Origin of the sequence: Erythrobacter fulvus (genome assembly GCF_028595285.1) — a bacterium.
GTDB classification, from domain to species: Bacteria; Pseudomonadota; Alphaproteobacteria; order Sphingomonadales; family Sphingomonadaceae; genus Erythrobacter; species Erythrobacter fulvus.
This window is the reverse complement of sequence record NZ_JAQQXQ010000002.1, coordinates 321502-341583: the sequence shown is the minus strand read 5'-3', so window position 1 is coordinate 341583 and position 20082 is coordinate 321502. Positions and strand designations below refer to the sequence as shown.

General features: G+C 64.8%; 21 protein-coding genes. 10 read left to right on the top strand and 11 right to left on the bottom strand.

The window, feature by feature from the left end; translation table 11 throughout:
• Positions 1–30: 30 nt before the first annotated feature.
• Complete coding sequence (locus OIK40_RS04595) at positions 31–1200, bottom strand: acyl-CoA dehydrogenase family protein (RefSeq protein WP_273676590.1); 1170 nt, start codon at positions 1198–1200, stop codon at positions 31–33.
• Positions 1201–1311: 111 nt separating this feature from the next.
• Between OIK40_RS04595 and OIK40_RS04590 the strand changes: the two genes are divergently transcribed.
• Together OIK40_RS04590 and OIK40_RS04585 are read left to right on the top strand one after the other, a co-directional pair.
• Positions 1312–1959, top strand: a complete 648-nt coding sequence (locus tag OIK40_RS04590) for a glutathione S-transferase family protein (protein WP_273676589.1) — start codon at positions 1312–1314, stop codon at positions 1957–1959.
• Between the two features lies 1 nt (position 1960).
• Positions 1961–2755: an SDR family NAD(P)-dependent oxidoreductase gene (locus OIK40_RS04585; RefSeq protein ID WP_273676588.1), complete on the top strand. Its 795-nt coding sequence runs from the start codon at positions 1961–1963 to the stop codon at positions 2753–2755.
• Positions 2756–2837: 82 nt separating this feature from the next.
• On the opposite strand, the gene OIK40_RS04580 is transcribed toward OIK40_RS04585, so the two are convergent.
• Complete coding sequence (locus OIK40_RS04580; protein ID WP_273676587.1) at positions 2838–4142, bottom strand: MFS transporter; 1305 nt, start codon at positions 4140–4142, stop codon at positions 2838–2840.
• Positions 4114–4893, bottom strand: a complete 780-nt coding sequence (locus OIK40_RS04575; protein ID WP_273676586.1) for an SDR family NAD(P)-dependent oxidoreductase — start codon at positions 4891–4893, stop codon at positions 4114–4116. The genes OIK40_RS04580 and OIK40_RS04575 overlap by 29 nt, the downstream gene beginning before the upstream one ends.
• A gap of 160 nt (positions 4894–5053) precedes the next feature.
• Here OIK40_RS04575 and OIK40_RS04570 point away from each other — a divergent pair, with 160 nt between their 5' ends.
• The 3 genes from OIK40_RS04570 to OIK40_RS04560 all read left to right on the top strand — a co-directional run bounded on the left by OIK40_RS04570 (position 5054) and on the right by OIK40_RS04560 (position 10412).
• On the top strand, positions 5054–6367 hold the full coding sequence (locus OIK40_RS04570) for an aromatic ring-hydroxylating oxygenase subunit alpha (protein WP_273676584.1): 1314 nt from the start codon (positions 5054–5056) through the stop codon (positions 6365–6367).
• 210 nt (positions 6368–6577) lie between these two features.
• Positions 6578–9037: a TonB-dependent receptor gene (locus OIK40_RS04565; protein WP_273676583.1), complete on the top strand. Its 2460-nt coding sequence runs from the start codon at positions 6578–6580 to the stop codon at positions 9035–9037.
• Between the two features lie 145 nt (positions 9038–9182).
• Positions 9183–10412, top strand: coding sequence for an aromatic ring-hydroxylating oxygenase subunit alpha (locus OIK40_RS04560; RefSeq protein WP_273676581.1), 1230 nt, complete (start codon positions 9183–9185; stop codon positions 10410–10412).
• A gap of 14 nt (positions 10413–10426) precedes the next feature.
• Here OIK40_RS04560 and OIK40_RS04555 read toward each other — a convergent pair whose 3' ends face one another.
• Both OIK40_RS04555 and OIK40_RS04550 read right to left on the bottom strand, forming a co-directional pair.
• Positions 10427–11197, bottom strand: coding sequence for an SDR family NAD(P)-dependent oxidoreductase (locus tag OIK40_RS04555; RefSeq protein ID WP_273676580.1), 771 nt, complete (start codon positions 11195–11197; stop codon positions 10427–10429).
• Between the two features lie 9 nt (positions 11198–11206).
• Positions 11207–12154 (bottom strand): SDR family oxidoreductase, encoded by a 948-nt coding sequence (locus tag OIK40_RS04550; RefSeq protein ID WP_273676578.1) that lies wholly within the window; start codon positions 12152–12154, stop codon positions 11207–11209.
• 148 nt (positions 12155–12302) lie between these two features.
• Here OIK40_RS04550 and OIK40_RS04545 point away from each other — a divergent pair, with 148 nt between their 5' ends.
• Together OIK40_RS04545 and OIK40_RS04540 are read left to right on the top strand one after the other, a co-directional pair.
• Positions 12303–13316 (top strand): NADP-dependent oxidoreductase, encoded by a 1014-nt coding sequence (locus OIK40_RS04545; protein WP_273676576.1) that lies wholly within the window; start codon positions 12303–12305, stop codon positions 13314–13316.
• Entirely contained in the window at positions 13313–13852 is a 540-nt protein-coding gene (locus OIK40_RS04540; protein WP_273676575.1) for a nuclear transport factor 2 family protein, read from the top strand. Before OIK40_RS04545 ends, OIK40_RS04540 begins: the two co-directional genes overlap by 4 nt.
• Here OIK40_RS04540 and OIK40_RS04535 read toward each other — a convergent pair.
• Complete coding sequence (locus OIK40_RS04535) at positions 13849–14256, bottom strand: PaaI family thioesterase (RefSeq protein WP_273676572.1); 408 nt, start codon at positions 14254–14256, stop codon at positions 13849–13851. The two genes, OIK40_RS04540 and OIK40_RS04535, sit on opposite strands and share 4 nt — an antisense overlap.
• Before the next feature lie 87 nt (positions 14257–14343).
• Here OIK40_RS04535 and OIK40_RS04530 point away from each other — a divergent pair, with 87 nt between their 5' ends.
• On the top strand, positions 14344–15936 hold the full coding sequence (locus OIK40_RS04530; protein WP_273676571.1) for a fatty acid--CoA ligase: 1593 nt from the start codon (positions 14344–14346) through the stop codon (positions 15934–15936).
• Between the two features lies 1 nt (position 15937).
• The gene (locus tag OIK40_RS04525; RefSeq protein ID WP_273676568.1) at positions 15938–16456 is read left to right on the top strand and encodes a VOC family protein; all 519 of its coding nucleotides are present in this window, start codon (positions 15938–15940) and stop codon (positions 16454–16456) included.
• Here the strand turns inward: OIK40_RS04525 and OIK40_RS04520 are convergent.
• Together OIK40_RS04520 and OIK40_RS04515 are read right to left on the bottom strand one after the other, a co-directional pair.
• Positions 16453–16818 (bottom strand): hypothetical protein, encoded by a 366-nt coding sequence (locus OIK40_RS04520; RefSeq protein ID WP_273676567.1) that lies wholly within the window; start codon positions 16816–16818, stop codon positions 16453–16455. The genes OIK40_RS04525 and OIK40_RS04520 overlap by 4 nt on opposite strands.
• Positions 16815–17348, bottom strand: a complete 534-nt coding sequence (locus tag OIK40_RS04515; protein WP_273676566.1) for a carboxymuconolactone decarboxylase family protein — start codon at positions 17346–17348, stop codon at positions 16815–16817. Before OIK40_RS04515 ends, OIK40_RS04520 begins: the two co-directional genes overlap by 4 nt.
• 120 nt (positions 17349–17468) lie before the next feature.
• On the opposite strand from OIK40_RS04515, the gene OIK40_RS04510 reads away from it, so the two are divergent.
• The gene (locus tag OIK40_RS04510) at positions 17469–17822 is read left to right on the top strand and encodes a nuclear transport factor 2 family protein (protein WP_273676564.1); all 354 of its coding nucleotides are present in this window, start codon (positions 17469–17471) and stop codon (positions 17820–17822) included.
• Between the two features lies 1 nt (position 17823).
• Here OIK40_RS04510 and OIK40_RS04505 read toward each other — a convergent pair whose 3' ends face one another.
• The 3 genes from OIK40_RS04505 to OIK40_RS04495 are packed head-to-tail and all read right to left on the bottom strand — an operon-like array spanning position 17824 to position 20050.
• Positions 17824–18342, bottom strand: coding sequence for a nuclear transport factor 2 family protein (locus tag OIK40_RS04505; protein WP_273676563.1), 519 nt, complete (start codon positions 18340–18342; stop codon positions 17824–17826).
• Positions 18339–18740 carry a putative quinol monooxygenase gene (locus tag OIK40_RS04500; protein WP_273676562.1) on the bottom strand — a complete coding sequence of 134 codons (402 nt, stop codon included), beginning with the start codon at positions 18738–18740 and terminating at the stop codon, positions 18339–18341. Before OIK40_RS04500 ends, OIK40_RS04505 begins: the two co-directional genes overlap by 4 nt.
• Positions 18740–20050: a cytochrome P450 gene (locus OIK40_RS04495; protein ID WP_273676561.1), complete on the bottom strand. Its 1311-nt coding sequence runs from the start codon at positions 20048–20050 to the stop codon at positions 18740–18742. The genes OIK40_RS04500 and OIK40_RS04495 overlap by 1 nt, the downstream gene beginning before the upstream one ends.
• Positions 20051–20082 lie beyond the last annotated feature (32 nt).

Here is a 20082-nt window from a genome sequence, read left to right as displayed (position 1 = left end):
CACTGCGCGCACGCAAGGATTTTCCGTGCTCTAGCGGCGCTGATCGAACCGGCGGCCCACCAGCGCAGCGGCGATATTGGTCTTCTGCACGTCGATGCTGCCGCCCGCGATGCCCCAGGCATAGGCGTCGCGCAGGCGCTGCTCCATGCCGTAATCCTTGTGATAGCCGTAACCGCCCATCACCTGCATCCCCATCGCGGTCACTTCGCGCACGATTTCGTTGGCGTAGCATTTGGCGACGCTGCTCTCGAACACGGTCGGCAACCCGTCGGGCTGATGCGCGGCATTGGCGGCAGCGCGGTGGATCAGCAGCCGCGCGGCTTCGACCTTCATCGCCATTTCAGCGATCTTCAGCTGCACCGCCTGGAATTCGACGATCGGTTTGCCGAAGGCCTCGCGTTCCTGGACATACTGGGTCGCGGCCTCCAGCGCGGCAGCCGCCACGCCCAATGACTGGGTGGCATTGCCGCAGCGTTCCAGCCCGAAGGCGCTCATCAGCTTGGCAAAGCCGCCCGCGCCGATGATGACGTTTTCGGCCGGCACCCGCACATCCTCGATCGCGTAATCGGCGGTGGCGATGCCGCGGAAGCCCATCAGCTCCTCGCGCTTGCCGAACTGCATGCCAGGCAGGTCTTTCTCCAGCAGGATCGCGCCGATGCCCTTGGCTCCCGGTTCATCGGTGAAACGGCAATAGGTGACGTAATAATCCGAATGGCCGCCACCGCTGGTCCAGCGCTTGTATCCGTTGACGACGTAGTGGTTGCCGTCGAGCACCGCGCGGGTTTTCAGGTCGGTCAGCGCCGTGCCCGCGTCGGGTTCGGACATCGAAACCGCGACCACCTTATCGCCGCGGATCACTTCGGGAAGCACCTTGGCCTTCATCTCGGGCGAGCCGAACTTGTCGATCGTGCGCACCGGGCCCACCAGCGCCTCGAACACCGGGAAGGCGACCGCATTGGAGATCTTGGCGAATTCCTCCAGCACCAGCAGCGCCTCTAGGTGGCCGAGGCCCAGCCCGCCATATTCGACCGGAAGGTTGACCCCCAGAAAGCCCATCTCGCCATAGATGCGCAGCATGTCGTGCGGGACGGGATAGTCCTTCGCCTCCATGTCGCGTGCCAGCGCGGGCAGTTCCTTCTGCGCGAATTTGCGCGCGGTTTCCTGCAGCTCGCGCTGCTCGTCGGTCAGCTGGAAGTTCATGGCCGCCTCAATCCCCTGTCATGGCTTTCCCGTCCCCTAGCGCATTTGTGAGGCTGGCGCGCAAGCCCTAGAAGCCTAGGAATTCACCAAAGCAATCCGGGAGACAGACGCATGACCACGCTCCATTCCAGCCTCGGCCCCAACCCGCGCCTTGTGCGGATGTTCCTGATCGAAAAGGGGCTTGAGGAAGGCCGGGACTTCACCCGCGTGCATTACGACATCATCACCGGCGAGAACCGGCAGGACGCAGGCTATGTCGCAAAGAACCCGATGGGTACCACCCCGACGCTGGAGCTCGACGACGGCACCTGCCTCACCGAAAGCTGGCCGATCTGCGAATTCATCGAGGAAATGCACCCCGAACCCAACCTGTTCGGCGAAACTCCGGTGGAACGCGCGACGGTGCGCAAATGGGCCCGCCTGTTCGATCAGGAAGTGGTGGTGCCGATGACGATGGGCTTCCGCGCCGGCGCGGGCCGCCCGATGTTCGCCCCGCGCATGAGCGTGGTCTCGCCCGAGGCGGGTGCCGAGCTTTCGGCCATGGCGGACGAGAAGTGGCGGATGTTCGACGGCTTTCTCGGCGGCAGCAACCACATCGCGCTGGGGCGCTTCACCTTCGCCGATCTGCTGATCTTCGCCTTCGCCAATTTCGGTTTCACTGTGGGCTGGAAGCTGCCCGAAGGCACCGACAACCTCGCGCGGTTTGTCGATACCCACAACCAGCGCGCCTGCGCAGGCGTGTGGCAACAGGCCGAATAACATGCCCGATCTTTCGGGGAAGGTCGCGATCGTCACTGGCTGCGCCAGCGGGATCGGCGCGGCGACCGTGCGGCGCTTTGCGGCGGACGGAGCAAAAGTGCTCGGCACCGACATGGACGAGGCCCGCGGCGCGGCGCTGTGCGGCGAGGTGGGCGCGCTGTTTGCGCAGCAGGACGTGTCCGACCGCGCCTTGTGGCCCCAGATCGTCGCCCGCGCGGTGGAGGCCTTCGGTCGGCTCGATATTCTGGTGAACAATGCCGGGATGGTGTCGGGCGCAGGGATCGGCGATCTCGACGACGAGGCAATGTTCGCCGCTTGGGACCGGGTGATCGCCGTGAACCTCACCGGAACCATGGCGGGCTGCCGGGCGGCAATCGCCGCGATGCGGGACAATCCCGGCGGGGCGCCAGGAAAACAGGGGGCGGGCGCGATCGTCAACATCGCCTCGACCACCGCGATCGCTCCGCTGCCGACCGATGCGGGCTATTCGGCAAGCAAGGGTGCGGTGCGGGTGCTGTCGAAATCGGTGGCAACATGGTGCGCCAAGCAAGGGCTGAATATCCGCTGCAATACCGTGATCCCGGGGGCGACGCATACCGGCATCCTCGACGCTGCCGAACAGCAGACCCCCGGCCTGATCGCGGCGGTGGCAGCGACCTCGCCCCTGAATCGCCTCGCCGATCCGGCCGAGACAGCCGCGGCGATCGCCTTCCTCGCCAGCGACGAATGCCCGTTCATGACCGGCGCGGAAATGCTGGTGGACGGTGCCGCCATGGCGATCCATCCGGGGTTCTAGCAACGCTCCGTTCGTGTCGAGTGAAGTCAAGACAGCTGTCCCCTGTCTCTCGACTGCGCTGGAGGCGAACAGGTGGGGAAAATCACCCCCCGCGCATCTTTGCCAGATAACCGCTCGGCCCCATCTGCGCCGCGGTCCACGCGAAGATCGCCATCGCGGCGAGGCCCGAGACGAGGCACACGCCAAACACCGCAATCGCCAGCGCGCTCGCACCTTGTGCCGGCGCCAGCGCATCGCTCAGCGCGCCGATCACCGCCAGCCCCAGCGCCTGACCCACAAGGTTGTTGAAGAACAGCGCGATGGCGACCGCGAAGCCGCGACTGGCCGGTTCCACCGCCGCCTGTATGCCCGACAGGATGCCCGCCTGACTGGCAACATAGATCGCATAGGCAAGCCCGAACCAGCCGAGGAACGCGCCGAAGCCGCTCGACGTCAGGCTCAGCGCCAGCGGCACCACGCAGCCAAGGCTCACCACGCCCGGCAGCCACGCCCGCCAGCGTTCGTCGCGGCGGCACAGCCATTGGGTGACATATCCGCCAAGGATCGGCCCCGGAATCCCGCCGAGGAAGAAGGTGAAGCCGAGATAAAGGCCGACATCGCCGGTCGAGATCGGGAACTGGCGCAGCATCACCGCCGCCATCCAGAAGGCCAGCGCATAACCGATCATGATCTGCACCGCCCACCCCAGCGCCAGCCCCATGAACACACGATTGGTGACGAGGCTCATGATCGTGCGGCCAAGCGGTTGCTGCGCCATGTCGGTGCCCGCCGGCGCATATCGCCCGCGCAGCGGCTCGCGCACGGTGAGGTAGATGAGCCCTCCCAGCAGCAGGCCCGGCAGGCCCATCAGCATGAAGGCCCAGCGCCAGTCGAAAATCTCTGCAAGCTGCCCGCCGATAATCAGCCCGCCCGCCGTCCCCATGCTCGCACCGATGGTTAGGAAACCCATCGCCTTGGCCAGTTCGCCGCGCGCGAAGAAGTCGGCGACGAGGCTTTGCGATGACGGCCCCGAACAGCCTTCGCCCACGCCCACTCCGGTGCGTGCGGCAAACAGCGTCCAGAACCCGGTGGCCAGCCCGCACATCGCCGTCATCAGGCTCCAGAAACCGATCGCGGCGGCGACGATGTTCTTGCGCACCGACCGATCCGCCAGCCGCGCGGCGGGAAATCCGGCGAGCACATAGACAAGGCTGAACGCCGCTCCGCCCAGCAGGCCGAGCTCGAAATCGCTAAGGGCGAACTCGGCCTTGATGTCCTCGACCAGAATGCCGAACACCAGCCGGTCGGCAACGCTGAAGGCGCTGGTCAGCGTCAGCAGCGCCAGCACGTACCAGCGATAGGCACCGGGCGGGTCGGCCTTAGTGGTGGGGGCGGGCGTAGAGGCCATTGTCCACCGGGATCGTCAGGCCGTTGAGAAAGCGCGCTTCGTCCGAGGCGAGGAACAGCACGCAACCCGCCACGTCCCGCGGGTGGCCCAACGCATCTGCGGCGAGCGGACCTTCGGGAATCTCCATCGGTTTCTGCCCCGCGCGACCCGAAACGCCCATCACCATCGGCGTCTCGATCCCGCCGGGTGCCAGCGCGTTGACGCGGATACCGTAGCCCTTGTCCTGAAAATCCATCGCCAGGCTGCGGGTCATGCCCGTGATTGCCGCCTTGGCCGCCGCATAGGCCGGGATGTTGCCATAGCCCAGCAGCGCCGCAGTGGAGGCCATGTTGATGATCGAAGAACCGCCCCCGCCGACTTTCTCATGCCGGTGCTTCATCAGCGGCACGGCGTATTTGCACCCCAGAAAGGTGCCGACCACGTGAATGTCGAGATGCAGTTTGAAATGCGCGAGCGAACATTCCTCGATGCTTTCGAAGATCACGTTGCCGGCATTGTTGACGAGGATGTCGAGCCCGCCGTGGCGTTCCTGCACCGCGCGCATCACCTCGATCCACTGCTCCTCGCTGGTGACGTCCAGCGCCATGGCATCGCCGCCGATCGAATCGGCGACCTTGTGGGCCATTTCAACCTCGCGGTCGGTGACGATCACCGTCGCACCCTCGCGCGCCAGCATCTCGCAATCGGCCTTGCCCAGCCCCATTGCGCCGCCCGTTACCAGCGCGATCTTGCCCGCAACCCTTCCCGCCATCCGTGTCTCTCCCCGTAAAGGTCTTGTTTTATGGGTCGCAGCCTATCGGGCGGGCGGTGCGCCGCCACTGTCGAAAGCGCGCATTCCCCGGCCTCGCACAAGTCGCAGTCGCACCGCCGCACGGCGCGGGTCTATCCTTGGCCATGAGGGAGAGGCGAGCATGATGGACGAAGCCGAAGTCGCGCGGCTGAAGGCACTGATGGAGTGGGAAGGCACGCGCACCGCGCCGCCCGAAGGCTTCCCCCGCCTGCCCGACATGCCGGCCGGGCGCTATACCAGTGCCGAATATTTCGCGCTCGAACAGGAACACGTGTTCCGCAAAAGCTGGCTGTTCGCAGGCCATCTCGACGAGATCCCCGAACCGGGGTGCTACATGCGCTGGCACAATGCCGGCGATCCGATCGTCATCGTGCACGGTATGGACGGCAAGGTGCGCGGGTTCCACAACACCTGCCGCCACCGCGGCGCGCCGGTCGTCACCGAGGATCGCGGCAAGTCGAGCCGCCTGATGTGCGGCTATCACAACTGGACCTACAAGACCGACGGCAGTCTGGTGGGCGTGCCCGAAAGGCGCGACTTTCCGTCCGATTTCGACCTGTCCTGCCGCGGGCTGCTGCCGGTGCGGTGCGAGATGTTCGGCAAGGTCATCTTCGTCAATTTCGACGAAAACGCGATGCCGCTGATCGACTGGCTCGGCCCGCTGGCGCGTGAATGGGAGGAATTCGCCTTCGACCGCATCAGGCTGGCGGCGCGCCATTCCTTCGAACTCAACTGCAACTGGAAGGTGGCGATGGAGGCGAACATGGAAGTCTACCATGTGCCCTTCATCCACCCCGACACGGTCGCGCCGCTGGTGGACAGCACCCGCAATCTCAACACCATGTACCCCAACGGCCATGCGCGGATGCTGGCCCCGCCGCCGCGCCAGACCAATCGTGAACACGTGCGCGCGATCGATTCCCCGCCGGGTTGGCAACAGATCGAAAGCGTGGGCGAATTGGGGCGCACCTGCACCCAGAGCTACACCCTGTTTCCCAACTGGGTATCGCCGCTGTCCAACTACTTCGTGCCGCCGCTGGTGTTCTGGCCAACCTCGTTGACGACGACCCGGCTGGAGCTGGTGACAATGGCGCTCGACTGGGGCGACGAACCGGCGCCCGATCTATGGACCGTCCCCGATGCCAGCCAGCCCAATGGACGGCAGATGAGCCCGATCATTCTTGAAGACACCCAGTTCGGCGAGGCAATCCAGCATTCGATGCAATCGGCCGCGTTCCGATCCGTGCCGCTGTCCTATCAGGAAGCGCGGATCTACTCCTTCCACCAGAGCCTCGACCGGATGATCGGGCCGGACAATGTGCCCGACGGACTCAGGGTAGAGCCGGTGATCGGCCCCGAATGGGTATGGCCCAACGAACCGCGCGTAGCACAGATGGAGCGCGAGGCTGCGGGGTCAGCGCAAGCGGCCGAATGACGTTACGGCATTCTTTGCTTTCAGGCGCTTTCGGGCGCCGTTGTGATGTTTTTGTCGCAGTTTCGGACCGTCACTATCGCTTTTGCTGATAGCGTGATTGCGCAGGCACCATACACCTTCATGTCATACCGATAGGCGCGTCAAAAAGCGCCACGGAATTGGGGAACCAGGGCCCGCGGGGGAGCCGCGGCCCGCAGGGGAGAGAGGACCATGAACACACTTCGTGCCCGAATTGCATGCCGCGCCGGCGGCTTGCGGACCGCATTGCTCTGCGGCGCCGCGCTTGGCGGGTTTGCCGCCATGCCGAGCGCCGCTTTCGCGCAGGACGCCGAGGATGCGGCGCAGGACGGCAACGATTTCGGAGAGCGGGTGATCGTCGTCCAGGCCCGCCGCCAGAACGAAACCCTGCAGGAAGTCCCCGTCACCGTCACCGCGATCGGCGGCGAGACGCTGGAACGCTACTCGATCGACCAGGTGGCCGACATCGCCAGCCGCGTGCCGACCCTCAATGTGCAGGTCGGCGGCTCGGGCTCGGGCGGCCAGCTGTCCCTGCGCGGTGTCGGCTCGTCCAACATCTCGGCAGCGTTCGATTCGGCGGTGGCGTTCGAATATGACGGTGTCGTCGTCTCGACCATGCGCATGGTGCAGGCCGGGTTCTTCGACGTCGAACAGGTCGACGTGCTGCGCGGCCCGCAATCGCTGTTCTTCGGCAAGTCGGCCACCGCGGGCGTGCTGTCGTTGCGTTCAGCCAACCCGACCCCGAATTGGGAAGTCGGCGTGCGCGGATCGTATGAATTCGAGGAAAAGGGCTATCTCGTCAGCGGTTATATCTCCGGCCCGCTCAGCGACACGCTGGGCATGCGTCTTGCCGCGCAATATAACGACATTGACGAATTCCAGCTGTTGCAGCCGGGCACCCCGGCGGTAAACCAGAAGCGCGGGCTGAAAGACCTGATCGTGCGCGGCACGCTCGAATGGGAGCCCTCCGATCGGTTCAGCGCCAACCTGAAAGTGCAGTATACCCGCAACGAAAACGACGGCGCGATCGGCACTGCCGAAATCGGTTGCGGCCCCAACGGCCTGCCCGATCCGGTGTTCCTGCTGGGCGGCGGGGTTGTGATCCCGGGCGGCCATGACTGTAACGTGCAGGACCAGCGCTACTTCATCCCCGACGCCGCACCCCAGCTGGCGCCCGGCGTGCCCACGCCTTCGGCTGCGGCAGGACGCAACGGCGTGCCCTTCGGCAAGACCGATATCTGGTTCGGCCGGTTGCAGTTCGAACTCGACCTGTCCGACACGCTCAGCCTGACCTCGGTCACCGGCCTGCTCAACATGGATGCCGTCGACTTCGACTGCTATTCCTATGTCGGCGTCTTCCCGGGCGGCATTCCGGGCGGTGCGGGCTGTTCGGACCCGATCAACTCGCTCGAACAATATAGCCAGGAGCTGCGGCTCGCCTCGGACTTCGACGGCGCGTTCAACTTCATGCTCGGCGCGTTCTACGAAGATCGTACCTTCATCTTCGATACCGCGCAGCAGGGCGTGAACATCTCGTTCCTCGGGGCCGACCCGATCACCGGGTTCACCTATGACTGGGACAAGACCCACACCACCAAGACCGAGGCCCTGTCGTTCTTCGGCAGCGCGATGATCGATCTGACCGACAAGCTGGAACTGTCGGGCGGTGTGCGCTGGACCGATGAAACCAAGGTCCAGACCATTTCGGTGCCCTATATCCACCTGTTCCTGCAGGGTCCGGGCTTCGTGCAGCCGGGCTTCTTTTCGGGCCCGATCAACTTCAAGGACGACAACTTCTCGCCCGAAGTCACGCTGCGGTATCAGGCGAACGACGATCTCAACTTCTTCGCCTCGTACAAGACCGGCTTCAAGTCGGGCGGCATCGACAACTCGGCGCTGCCGTCGAACAGCCTCAGCCAGGCGGCGATCAGCGGCGACTTCAGCTCGCTGATCTTCCAGTCGGAAGAGGCCGAGGGCGGTGAAATCGGCTTCAAGTCGCAGTGGGCAGGCCGCAGCTTCACCCTGAACGCGACGGCTTACTACTACGTCTTCACCGATCTGCAGGTGCAGAACTTCAACGCCACCACCATCCAGTTCGTCACCAGCAACGCGGGCGAGCTGACCACCAAGGGCGTCGACATCGAATCCCGCTGGATCACCCCGGTGGACGGGCTGAACCTGTCGGCCAACCTGTCCTATCTCGACGCGCAATACACCGACACCTTCCTCCAGCCGGGCGGTGCGGGCGGCACGATCGACCTCGACGGACGGCGCGGCAGCCAGGCGCCCGAATGGGCGGGCAACATCGCCTTCGACTGGACCGTGCCGGTGAACGACAATCTCGAGTTCTTCATGTCGGGCAACGCCGCCTATAACGACGGCTACATCACCGACGAAGCGACGCTGAACGACTATGTCCAGCCGAGCTTCTGGACGCTCGACGGTACCATCTCGGTCGGCGCGCCCGACGGCAAGTGGAAGCTTTCGCTGATCGGCGTGAACCTGACCGACGAGATCTTCGTGATCACCTCGGGCGGGCGTCCGTTCCTCGCGCCTCCGGGCAACATCGCCGGGTTGCCGGCGGGCGACGACCTGGTGCTGACCCAGAACCGCGGCCGGCAGGTGTTTGTCGAAGCAAGCTTCAAGTTCTGATCCATCCGGCACTGCCGGTCTGAAGGGGGCGGGTCCGCAAGGATCCGCCCCTTTTCGCATCCCCGCTCTGCCAAAAGTGAGCATTGCCGGAGGCGGCGCAAAGGCGGATGCTGACCCATAAATTCGCGGCTTCGGGGAGGAAACCATGTCACGCGACAAACTGATCGCCATGACCCGCAATCTGGTGGCGCACGGCGCCGCGGACACCATGGAATATGCCGACGAAGTCGTGCGCGTCCCCGCCAGCGCCTATACCGACGAAGCCCTGTTCGAACTGGAAAAGCGCAACATCTTCCGCCGCCTGCCGCTGATGGTCGCGCCGTCCTGCGAGCTGCCGAACCCGGGCGATTACAAGGCGATGGACATCTGCGGCGTGCCGCTGTTGCTGACCCGCCAGCGCGACGGCAGCGTGGGCGCGTTCCTCAACATGTGCACCCATCGCGGCAACCCGGTGGCAAGCGGCAGCGGCAATGCCAGCCGGTTCACCTGCGGCTATCACGGCTGGACCTTCAAGAATGACGGCGATCTGGTGGGCGTGGCAAGCGCGAAGGATTTCGGCGCGGTGGACAAGGCGGCGCTGTGCCTCAAACGTTTCCCGGTCTACGAAAGCGCGGGGCTGATCTGGGCGACGCTCGATCCCGACAGCAAGCTTTCGATTGCCGATTACCTGTGCGGCTATGACGAATTGCTCAAGGCGTTCGAGTTCGACGGCTGGACGCTGTTCGCGCAGCGCACGCTGGCGGGGCCGAACTGGAAGACGGCGTACGACGGCTATCTCGATTTCTATCACCTGCCGGTGCTGCACGCGAATACCTTCGGTTCGGATTTCTACAACCGTGCCAATTACTTCGCCTTCGGCCCGCACCAGCGCCTCAGCACCCCGTCGAAATTCGCGATCAAGGTGTCGGGCGAGGATGACCAGCAGATGGACCTCGAAGCCCTTGCCGACGAGGAGCTGCCGCAGGAAGTGCTGGTGCAGGGTGTGTGGACGATCTTCCCGCACATCTCGATCGCCAGTTTCTACGGCGGCGGGCAGCGCGGCGCGATGATCAGCCAGCTGTTCCCGGGCGACAAGGTGGGCGAAAGCTACACCACCCAGTTCTACGTCATGGAAAACCGGCCCGAGACCGAAGCCGACGTCAAATCGGCGCACGAACAGTTCGACTTCCTCGAAGTGGTTGTCCGCGACGAGGATTACGCCACCGGCAAGCGCCAGCACCAGGCATTGCAATCGGGGCTTATGAAGGAAGTGCTGTTCGGCCGCAATGAACGCGGCGGGCAGGTGTTCCACCAGTGGGTGGAGCGGCTGACCAATGCGAGCGATGCCGAATTGCTGGACATCTTTGCCGCCGAGCAGCGCGAAGCGGCGGAGTAACGGGCGGGGCCGCGTTATTGGGCGGTGTAGCCACCGTCCACGACGAACTCCGCCCCGTTGACATAGCCAGCCTCGTCAGAGGCCAGGAACAGCACGCAATTCGCGATGTCGCGCGGGTCGCCCAGCCGCCGCGCGGGGATGCCGGCAACGATCGCGTCGTAATTCGCCGAATTATCCTCCAGCCCCTGCTGCTGCATATTGGTGCGGATGATGCCGGGATGGACGGAGTTGACCCTGATCCCCTCGGCTGCGGTTTCGAGCGCGACCGACTTGGTCATCAGCTTCACCGCGCCTTTGGTTGCGGCATAGGACGCGCTGCCGCGAAAGCCGACTTTCCCCGCAACCGACGACAGGTTGATGATCGCACCGCCATTGCCGCACGCGCGCATCGCCCTCACCCCGGCCTGCGTGCCCATGAAGCAGCCGACGACGTTCACCTCCAGCTGCCGCCGCAGCCCGGCCAGCGCGTGATCGTCCGCAATCGCGGCGATATCGAGAATCCCGGCGTTATTGACCACGATGTCCAGGCGCCCGTGCCGACCGAGAATATCCTCGACCACCCGGGTCCAGTCCGCTTCCGACGCGACATCGTGCACCATGGCCTCGGCAGCGAGGTTGCGTTCGCAGATCAGCCGCGCGCTTTCCGCGACGCCGCCGGCATCGACATCGGTCAGGATGACGATGGCGCCTTCTTCGGCCAGCCGTTCGGCAATGGCAAAGCCGAGACCGGGGCGCGACGCGCCGCCGGTCACCAGCGCAACCTTGCCTTCAACCCTGCGGGTCATGATCCGGGCCTACCCGAACGCAGGCCGGTAATTGCTTTCGCCCCAGTCCTGCCGCTTGGTCCATTCGCCCATGGTTTCCAGCTTGCCGTCAAGCTCGGGGAAGCGTTCGTAGACATGCTCCATGTCGACGGCGAAGGGCTTGGTCGGGGCGGTGTTATTGTATTCGTAGAAGGCCTGGATGCCCTTGGCGAATTCCTCGCGCATTTCCGCGGGCATGCTGTCGCCCGCCGCATCGACCAGATAGCGGCCGAATTCCTCAGGCGTGCAGGGATCGTAGGTGATGTCCTTGTCCAGCGCTTCGGACAGGCACTGCGTCACCTGCTTGCCGACCAGCCGCTCCGGCCCGCCGATATTGAGCCACGCGCCCTCCATGTCTGGCCGCTCGATGCTGGCCAGCATGAACTTCGCCACGTCGTCGAGGCTGATCCAGTTGGCTTCCAGATTGGGGTTGTGCGGGTACACATAGCGGCCTTCGTTCACGATGAAGGGCCGTGCCCAGTTGGTCAGCAGGTTGTCCATGAACAGCACGCTGCCGAACACCGTCCCCGCTGCGCCGGAACGCCACAGCGCGTTGATGCCCTTGGTGTTCTCGCCATAGGTGAAGGGATCGCCGGGCTTGTCCGGAATCCAGCTCGAAGTGTTCCACACCACGCGCTTGACGTTCAGCGATGCGGCCACCTTGCCGACTTCGCCGATCAGGTAGGCGCGGTCCGCCCGGGCCTGCAGCGGGTGGGTGTAGAAGATGTAGTCCGACCCTTCGAGCGCGTCATGGAAGGTCGCGGTGTCATAGAGGTCCATATTGCGCACCTCGACCCGCTCGACCCCGTCGATAGGCGCCCCGTCGAGCGCATCCGGGCGGCGCGAGATCGCGCGCACGTCATAGCCTGCTGCCAGCGCCTGCCGCACCTGCGCCATGCCTTGCCGGCCGGTCGCGCCGATCACCGTGATGAGTGCCATGCTGTCTCTCTCCCCTCTTGTGGTCTTGGCGAAAGACTAGGAACCCGCGGTCCCCTGCGCACCGCGCCAAAATGATAGCCGCAGGCCTGAAACCCCCTAGCGAAAAGGCGGGGTTGCCGTAGCGACGAAGCGCCCGGACAGTGTGGCCATGAACAACCGTTTCTGGCGCATTGAAAGCCGCCCCGAAGGCAATGATTTCGCTGGCGCGCTGGCGCTGGTGGACGCCCCGCTCGCCCCGCTTGCGGAAGGCGAGATCCGCATCCGCAATTCGCACCTGTCGATGGATGCGGGCACGCGGTTGTGGCTCACCAGCCGCGAGGACGGATACCAGCCGCCGCTGCCGCTCGGCATCCCGATGACGGGGCTGGTGCTGGGCGAGGTGACCGAGAGTCGCGCCCAAGGTTTCGTCCCCGGCGATCTGGTGCGCGCCTTCGGGCAATGGGCGGATATCAGCACGGTCGATGCCGTCATGTCGGGCGCGATCGTGCTCGATCCGTCGGTGGCGGACCGGCGCGCATGGTTCGGCCCGCTCGGCATGAACGGCTGGACCGCGCTGTGGGGCGTCGAACAAACTGGTGCGGCCAAGCCGGGAGAGCGGGTGCTGGTGTCCGCCGCCGCCGGGGCAACCGGCATCCTCGCGGTGCAGATTGCAAAGCTGCTCGGCTGCGAGGCGTGGGGGATCGCCGGCGGCGCGGAAAAATGCGCCTATCTGACCGGCGAACTCGGGATCGCGGGCGCGGTCGATTACAAGGCGGGTGACGTGGGCGCGCAACTCGATGCGGCCAAAACAAATGGCTCCGGCTTCGACGTCTATTTCGACAATGTCGGCGGGGCGCTGCTGGATCAGGTGCTCACCCGCATGAACCACTATGGCCGGATCGCGGTGTGCGGGCTGCTCGCCGACTATTCGTCCGGCACGCGCACGGCGCCTGCGGAATTCGATCAGGTGCTGATGCGCCGCCTGCGCGTCGAAGGCTTCTTCTCGCCCGACTTCATGCACGAAGGCCCGGCCCTGACCGAGCGCCTTCGCGGCTGGTACGAGGCGGGCGATCTGGTGATGCCCTATGACGTGACGCGGGGGCTGGAGAACACGCTTGCCGCCTATGCGAAACTCTTCACCGGGGGCAATATCGGCAAGGTGATCGTGGAGCTGGAGCAATGACGGGCACAATCGAAGACCGCGAGGCCATCCGCGATATTCTGGCCGCCTATGCCCACGCGATCGACCGTCGGCGCTGGGGGATGATGGAGCGGCTGTTCCATGCCGACGCCACTTTCCGCTTCGGCGTGATCGAGGGCGACTGGCGCGGGTTCGTCGATCAGGCCCGCGCCGTGATTGACCCGTGCCTCGCCACCCAGCACCAATTGGGCCAGACGATCTTCGGGTTCGAAGGCGACACCGTCTGCCACACCGAAACCTATATGACGGCGATGCACACCATTCCGCCCGGCTATCCGCTGGCGGCGGTGTTTCCCGACAAGGGCGTGATCTACTCCGCGATTGTCGCGGGGCGCTATGTCGACCGGTTCGAGAAGCGGGCCGGAGAATGGCGCATCGCCCAGCGCACGGGCCTCTATGACTGGCGCGAGTTCCGGGTGATGGAGGGGGCCGACCTGTCGGACACGCCCGAGGGCGCGGCTGGCTATCACGACGAGCGCGATCCCGCGACCGCGGCTGTGCGGCATTGGCTCGGTTAGGGCCGCTTGAACGCGAATACCCCGCTCATCGTCGCGATCTGTTCGTCCCCGCGCCAGATCCCGCCCGAGGTATAGGCGGTGCGCCCACCCATACGATCAATCCTGACGCGGGCCTCCAGCCAGTCGCCCAGCCGCGCACCGGACAGGTAATTGACCGTCAGCGTCACTGTGGAGGGTGCGAGGCGGGGCCGCTCGGCATCATAAACCGCATGGCTCAGGGCAACATCGGCAAAGGTGGAGATCACGCCGCCGTGGGCTGCATCCTGATAATTGATGTGGTGCGGCACAATCCTGAGGCCCACCACCCGCACGCCATCCACGGCAGGGCCGAGATAATAGGGCCCGCCATGGTCGAGAAAACCGGGCGTGAAACCTGCGGGTTCAAAGCCTGAGGGAATATCCATCCGCCCACCCTAACGCGGCCTCGCCCCGGCGCCGCTATGAATTGTGCCAATGACAGCAGCCTTTCGGGCGGTCTATCTGCTTGCCCCATGGGAGACATTGCAGAACGCGCCGCAGATTCATTCTGCGACATCGTGGCGGAACACGCGCGCAATCAGGGCGACGTGATCGCCTTCACCTACGGCGACGAGGAAATCAGCTTCGCGGAGCTGGACGACGGCGCGAACCGGGTGGCGAACGGTCTGGTCGCGCTGGGGGTGAAGCCGGGCGATCGCGTCGCTTTCCTTGGCAAGAACCATCCGCTCTATTTCGAGGCTTTCGTCGGCGCGGCGCGGATCGGCGCAGTGATGACCCCGGTCAACTGGCGCCTCGCCGCGCCCGAGGTTGCCTATATCCTCGACAATTCGCAAGCCCGCGTGGTGTTCGTGGGCGAAGGTTTCGCGGCGATGATCGATCAGGTGCGCGCTGCTGTGCCGCATGTCGAACTGGTGATCGGCATCGACGCGCCCGAATATGCCGGCACCGATTACCGCACCTGGCGCGACGGCTTTCCCGCCACACCGCCCGCACACAAGGTGAAGCCGGAAGACGACGCCTTGCAGCTCTATACTTCTGGCACCACCGGCAAGCCCAAGGGCGCGGTGATGACCCACGGTTCGATCCTCTCCAGCCGCGATGCGATGGCGAGCGGGGAGGAGATGCGCCAATGGCAGGAGCCGATCCCGGGCGATGTCACGCTGCTGGCAATGCCGTGCTTCCACATTTCGGGCACCGGCACCGGCATCGGCACGATGGTTGCGGGAACCAATTCGATCGTCCTGCCCGAATATGATCCGACCAAGGCACTGGACCTGATCCAGAATTTCAACATCTCCAAGATCTTCCTCGTGCCCGCCGCGATCCAGATTCTGCTCAACCATCCGCGGGTGAACGATGTCGATTTCAGCCGCCTCAAATACGTCACCTACGGCGCCTCGCCCATCCCGCTCGAACTGATGCGCGAGGCGATGCGGGTGATGGGCTGCGGCTTCGTGCAAATGTACGGCATGACCGAGACCAGCGGCACCATCGTCGCGCTCGATCCCGAAGATCACGTGCCCGAAGGCAGCCCCCGCATGCGCTCGGTCGGCAAGCCGCTCGCCGGGGTGGAGATCAAGATCATCGACGAGGCGGGGAACGAAGTCCCCACCGGCACCGTGGGCGAAATCGCCACACGATCGAGCAAGAACATGCGCGGCTACTGGAACAATCCCGAAGCCACCGCCGCCACGATCGACGCCGAAGGCTGGCTGCGCACCGGCGATGCCGGATACCTCGACGAGGACGGCTATCTCTACATCCACGACCGGGTGAAGGACATGATCATCTCGGGCGGCGAGAACGTCTATCCGGCCGAGGTGGAAAACGCGCTCTATGCCCACCCCAAGGTGGCGGATGTGGCGGTGATCGGCGTGCCCGATGCCAAATGGGGCGAAGCGGTGAAGGCCTGCGTGGTAGTAAAACCGGGCGAGGAGCTGAGCGAGGCGGAGCTGATCGCGCACGCACGCCAGCATATCGCGGGTTACAAGTGCCCCAAGTCGGTCGATTTCATCCCCGCCCTGCCGCGCAACCCTTCGGGCAAGATCCTGCGGCGCGAACTGCGCGCGCCTTACTGGGCGGGCAAGGATCGCGCGGTTAACTGACGTGCTGCCGGTCCGGCAACTGGCCTACAAGGTCAATGATCTTGAAGCCGCGGCGGCAGCGCATCACCGCCAATTCGGTTCGGGGCCGTTCTTCGTGCTGCGCCATGTGGCGCTGTCATCCTCGCACCATCGCGGGATCGAACGAACTTTCGACCATTCCAGCGCCTATGGCCAATGGGGCAGCGTGATGGTGGAGCTGGTGGTGCAGCACAATTCCGACGACAGCGCGCTGCACGACATGTTCCCGCATGGCTCGGGGCGCGGAGGGCTGCATCACGCGGCGCTGTTCGTCGATGATCTGCAAAGCGAGATCGCCCGCTTCGAGAGCCTGGGCAGCCCGCTGGCCCAGCTTTCCGTGACGCAGACCGGCACCGCCTTCGCCTTTGTCGATACGCGGGCGAGCCTCGGGCACATGCTCGAACTCTATGAGCCTACCGAGCAGCTGACGGGGTTCTACGACTTCGTAGCGCAGGCCGCGCAGGGATGGGACGGGCGCGATCTTATCCGTGAGCTGGGTTAGGCCCCTGCCAACCCCGGCAGATCGACCATCGCCGCGCGGCATTCGGCATCGGCCAGCGCCGTCACCACCGAGAAGGCGACATAGCCCGCCTCGCCCAGATGCGCTGTTACGGCGGAGGCTTCAGCATCGCTGATCGCCGTATGCTCGAACGGCATCCGCCGGGCATAGGCGAGGCACAGCTTCGTTCGATCGTCGAGCATGCTTTCGTCCGGCGCGCGCGCCATCCCGTGCACCGCCGCCACCGCATCGCGGACCAGCGCCACCAGCGCGGGATCGAGCGCAGCCTCGGCATTGGCACGGAAGGTGGCGTAGTGTTCGGCCAGCACCGGATCGCCCGCCAGCGCGGCTTGCACCGCGCTCATTCCGCGGCCTCAAGCACGGCAGGCGTGGGCAGCACGGTGCGGTCCATCACCTCGGGCTCCAGCCCCATCGTGATCAGCGCCTTGGCGAGCGCGAGGAACAGCGTCACCCCCAGCCCCAGTTCGGCAATCTGCGCAGGCGTGAGGTGGCGTTGCAACGCGGCCTTTGCGCCACCGGTCAGCAATTCGGGATCGTGGATCAGCGCGTCGGTGAACTTCAGCACGGCCTTTTCGGTATCGGTCAGCTTGTCGGAGGTTTCGTAGCCATCGGTGATGTCGTCCACCACCTCCTCGCCCAAGCCCTCGGCCACCGCCTTGTCGAAGCGGACATTGCGGCAGAACCCGCATTCGGTGACGCGCGCATTGCGCATCCGCGCCACCTCCTTGATCCGCGCCGCCAGCACGTCCGATCCCCAGAACCGGCCATAGAGCGCGAAGAAGCTTTCCGCGATGGCAGGCTGGTGGGCGAGGACGGAACCGAAATGCGCAGGCTCTCCGGCAATCGCCGATGATACGCGGGGGATGGTGGACATGGCGCCTCTCCTTTGCAGGGGAGGATAGCCCGAGGGTGCCGTAACGTCCGCCTCGCCATTTTCACAGGCGGACGGGGCGCGGCGTCATGGCAGAATGCCGCCAGCACAAGGAGATGATCCATGCCCGGCGAAGCACAGCGCGTGATCGAGGAATTCTGGCGCATTCAGGACAGCGGCGACTACACGAAACTGGTCGATCTCTTCGCCGAGGACGCCTTTCTCGAAGACCCGATCTGGGGGCAATATCGCGGGCGCGAGGCGATCATGGGCTTCATGACCACGATGGTGAAGGAAATGGGGGACCGCAAAGTCCACTTCACCGTCGATGAAATCTGCGGTGACGATCATGCCGTCTGGGCGCGATGGACGATGCACATGGAAGGCGCAGCCCCGCGCGGGGGCGTGGGCATCTACAAGGTGAGCGGCGGCAAGCTGACCTATTACCGCGATTACATGGACCCGGCGGCCGAGTGACCTACATCACCCGGTAATCAGGGTGGCCGCTGGCGATGATCTGCAACACCGGCAGGGGGAAGTCGGGGTTGGGTTCATTGGACGGCTGATCGTCCAATGGCAGTTTCCAGTCCATGATGTAGCGGCGGCTGGCGATCCGCCATTCGCCGTCCTTCTTCTCGAACTCGTCGAGATAGCGCCCGCCATAGAGCCCGCCCGACCACGTACCGTCCTCAGTCTTGCGGATGCCGGTGGCAAAGCCGTAGGATTCGACGCTCGCCCTGTCGGGACCATCCAAGGCGATTGATGGTGTCGAGAGGAAATGCCAGCGCCGCTGGCTGGCACGCTCGATCTGCATCACCACCGGGATGAAATCCGCCGCGCTGCCGGTGAAAAAGCCGTAATCAATCTGCGCATCGGGCCAGAAACAGCCCGCCTGCCCTTCGTCATCCAGCCAGTCCAATGTGCGCGAATAGCGTTGCAGCACCTCGGTGATCGCCTGCTTGTCGAGCAGCGCCTGAAGCTGTGCCTCCATCGTCATGCGCGCGCACTCCACCATGCCGGGATGTCGAGCGGGAAGCGTTCCTGCGCGGTCTTCATCGCTTCGTCAGCGTCATCGGGCAGCGCCGGGTCGGCGGTGTGCGGCAGGCCCCCGCCCGCGCCCTCCACCGGATCGACATATTCGAGCCTGATGCCCGCCAGCACATCGGCAAAATCGTGGCCTTCGTGATGGTCGGACATCTGGTGGTGGTAGAACGCCCATTTGTCCCTGAAACTGAGCAGGCAGTAATAGATCAGCGGTTCCTGCCCCTTCCAGTATTCGTACCGGATCACACCCTCCTCGGTGCCGAAGGTCTGGGCCACCATGTCGCGCATGATCGACTCCCACTTGGCCTCCTTGCCAGGCTTGATCTGGATATGGGCGAGCAGGGTGGCCATCAGCGCGTCTCCGTCGGGGTGAGGTTCACAAGCAGTCGGTGGATGCCGAGCATGATCCCGCCCTGATGGCGGAAATCATTGCCCGGCGCGTAGGTCATATCGGCAAAGGCATCGCACAAGCGGTCCCACGCGATCATCTGTTCGAGCCGGGAGATGTTCGATCCCGGGCACGAACGCGGCCCCTGGCTGAAGGCGAGGTGGCGGGTGGCGGCCTTGCGGGTCAGCTTGAGATCGAGCGGGTCTTCGAATTCATCCGCGTCGATATTGGCCGCAGCCCACCTGAGGTGGAGCATCGATCCGGCAGGCACTTCGACCCCCTGAAACACCTCGTCCTGCGCACAGATGCGGGTGGACAGCCCCTGCGTGGGCGAGCGCAGCCGCATCCCTTCCTCGATGAAGGTGCGGATCAGGCTGCGGTCTTCGCGCAACCGGCCGAACATGCCGGGACGCTCGCACAGCAATTGCGCCTGTTCGGCGATGGCATATTGGGTCGTCTCCAGCCCGCCGATCACCATCGCATAGACCACGCCATTGATCTCGTCGTCGGTCAGCTTGCGGCCCAGCGCCTGATATTCGTGCCTTGTCAGGAAGCTGACCATGTCGTCCTGCGGGTTCGCGCGCTTCTTGGCCGTCTGCTCGGCGACATATTCCTTCATCCCTCCCAGCAGCCGGAATTTCTCGGCGGACTGTTCGGGGGTGAGGATGTTCTTGTGCGTGCGCCCGTGGACATAGGACATGACCTGCGCATTGCCCCATTGCTCCAGCCGCGGGATGTCTTCCTGCGGGAAGCCGAGCACATCGGCCATCACCCGCTGCGGCAGGGGGCGCGCGAAATCGGCGACGAAATCCACCGCCTCGCCCGCACGCGCCTTGGCAAGCATCCCGGCGATCAGATCGTCGATATGGCCGGTTATCATCGCGGCATGGCGGGTGCAGCCCGGCCCCACCCACGGATCGGTCAGCTCCTTGCGGTGCGCACGCCACAGCTCGGGCGTGGGGCGCAGCGAGACGATGCTCGCGACCATCGCGTCGATATCGGGGATGTGGGTCGGCATCTCACCCGACTGCTGGATCTGCGCCACCAGCAGCGACAGTGTCGGCGGGAAGCGGTCCCAATCCTTCACCACGCGGGAAATATCCTCGTATTTGGTGAGGACGAACGCGTCGGTGCCCGGGCTCAAACCCTCGCCCGGCAGGCGCTGCACCGGGCATTCTTGGTGGAGGATGGCATAGGCATCATACCAGTGCTCCTGCGCGCCGGGGGCGAACAGATCGACATCTGCCAATGTGTGCGGTTTTTCCGCCTGCAAACCGCCTCTCCCCTGCGGTGCGGAAGCGCGCT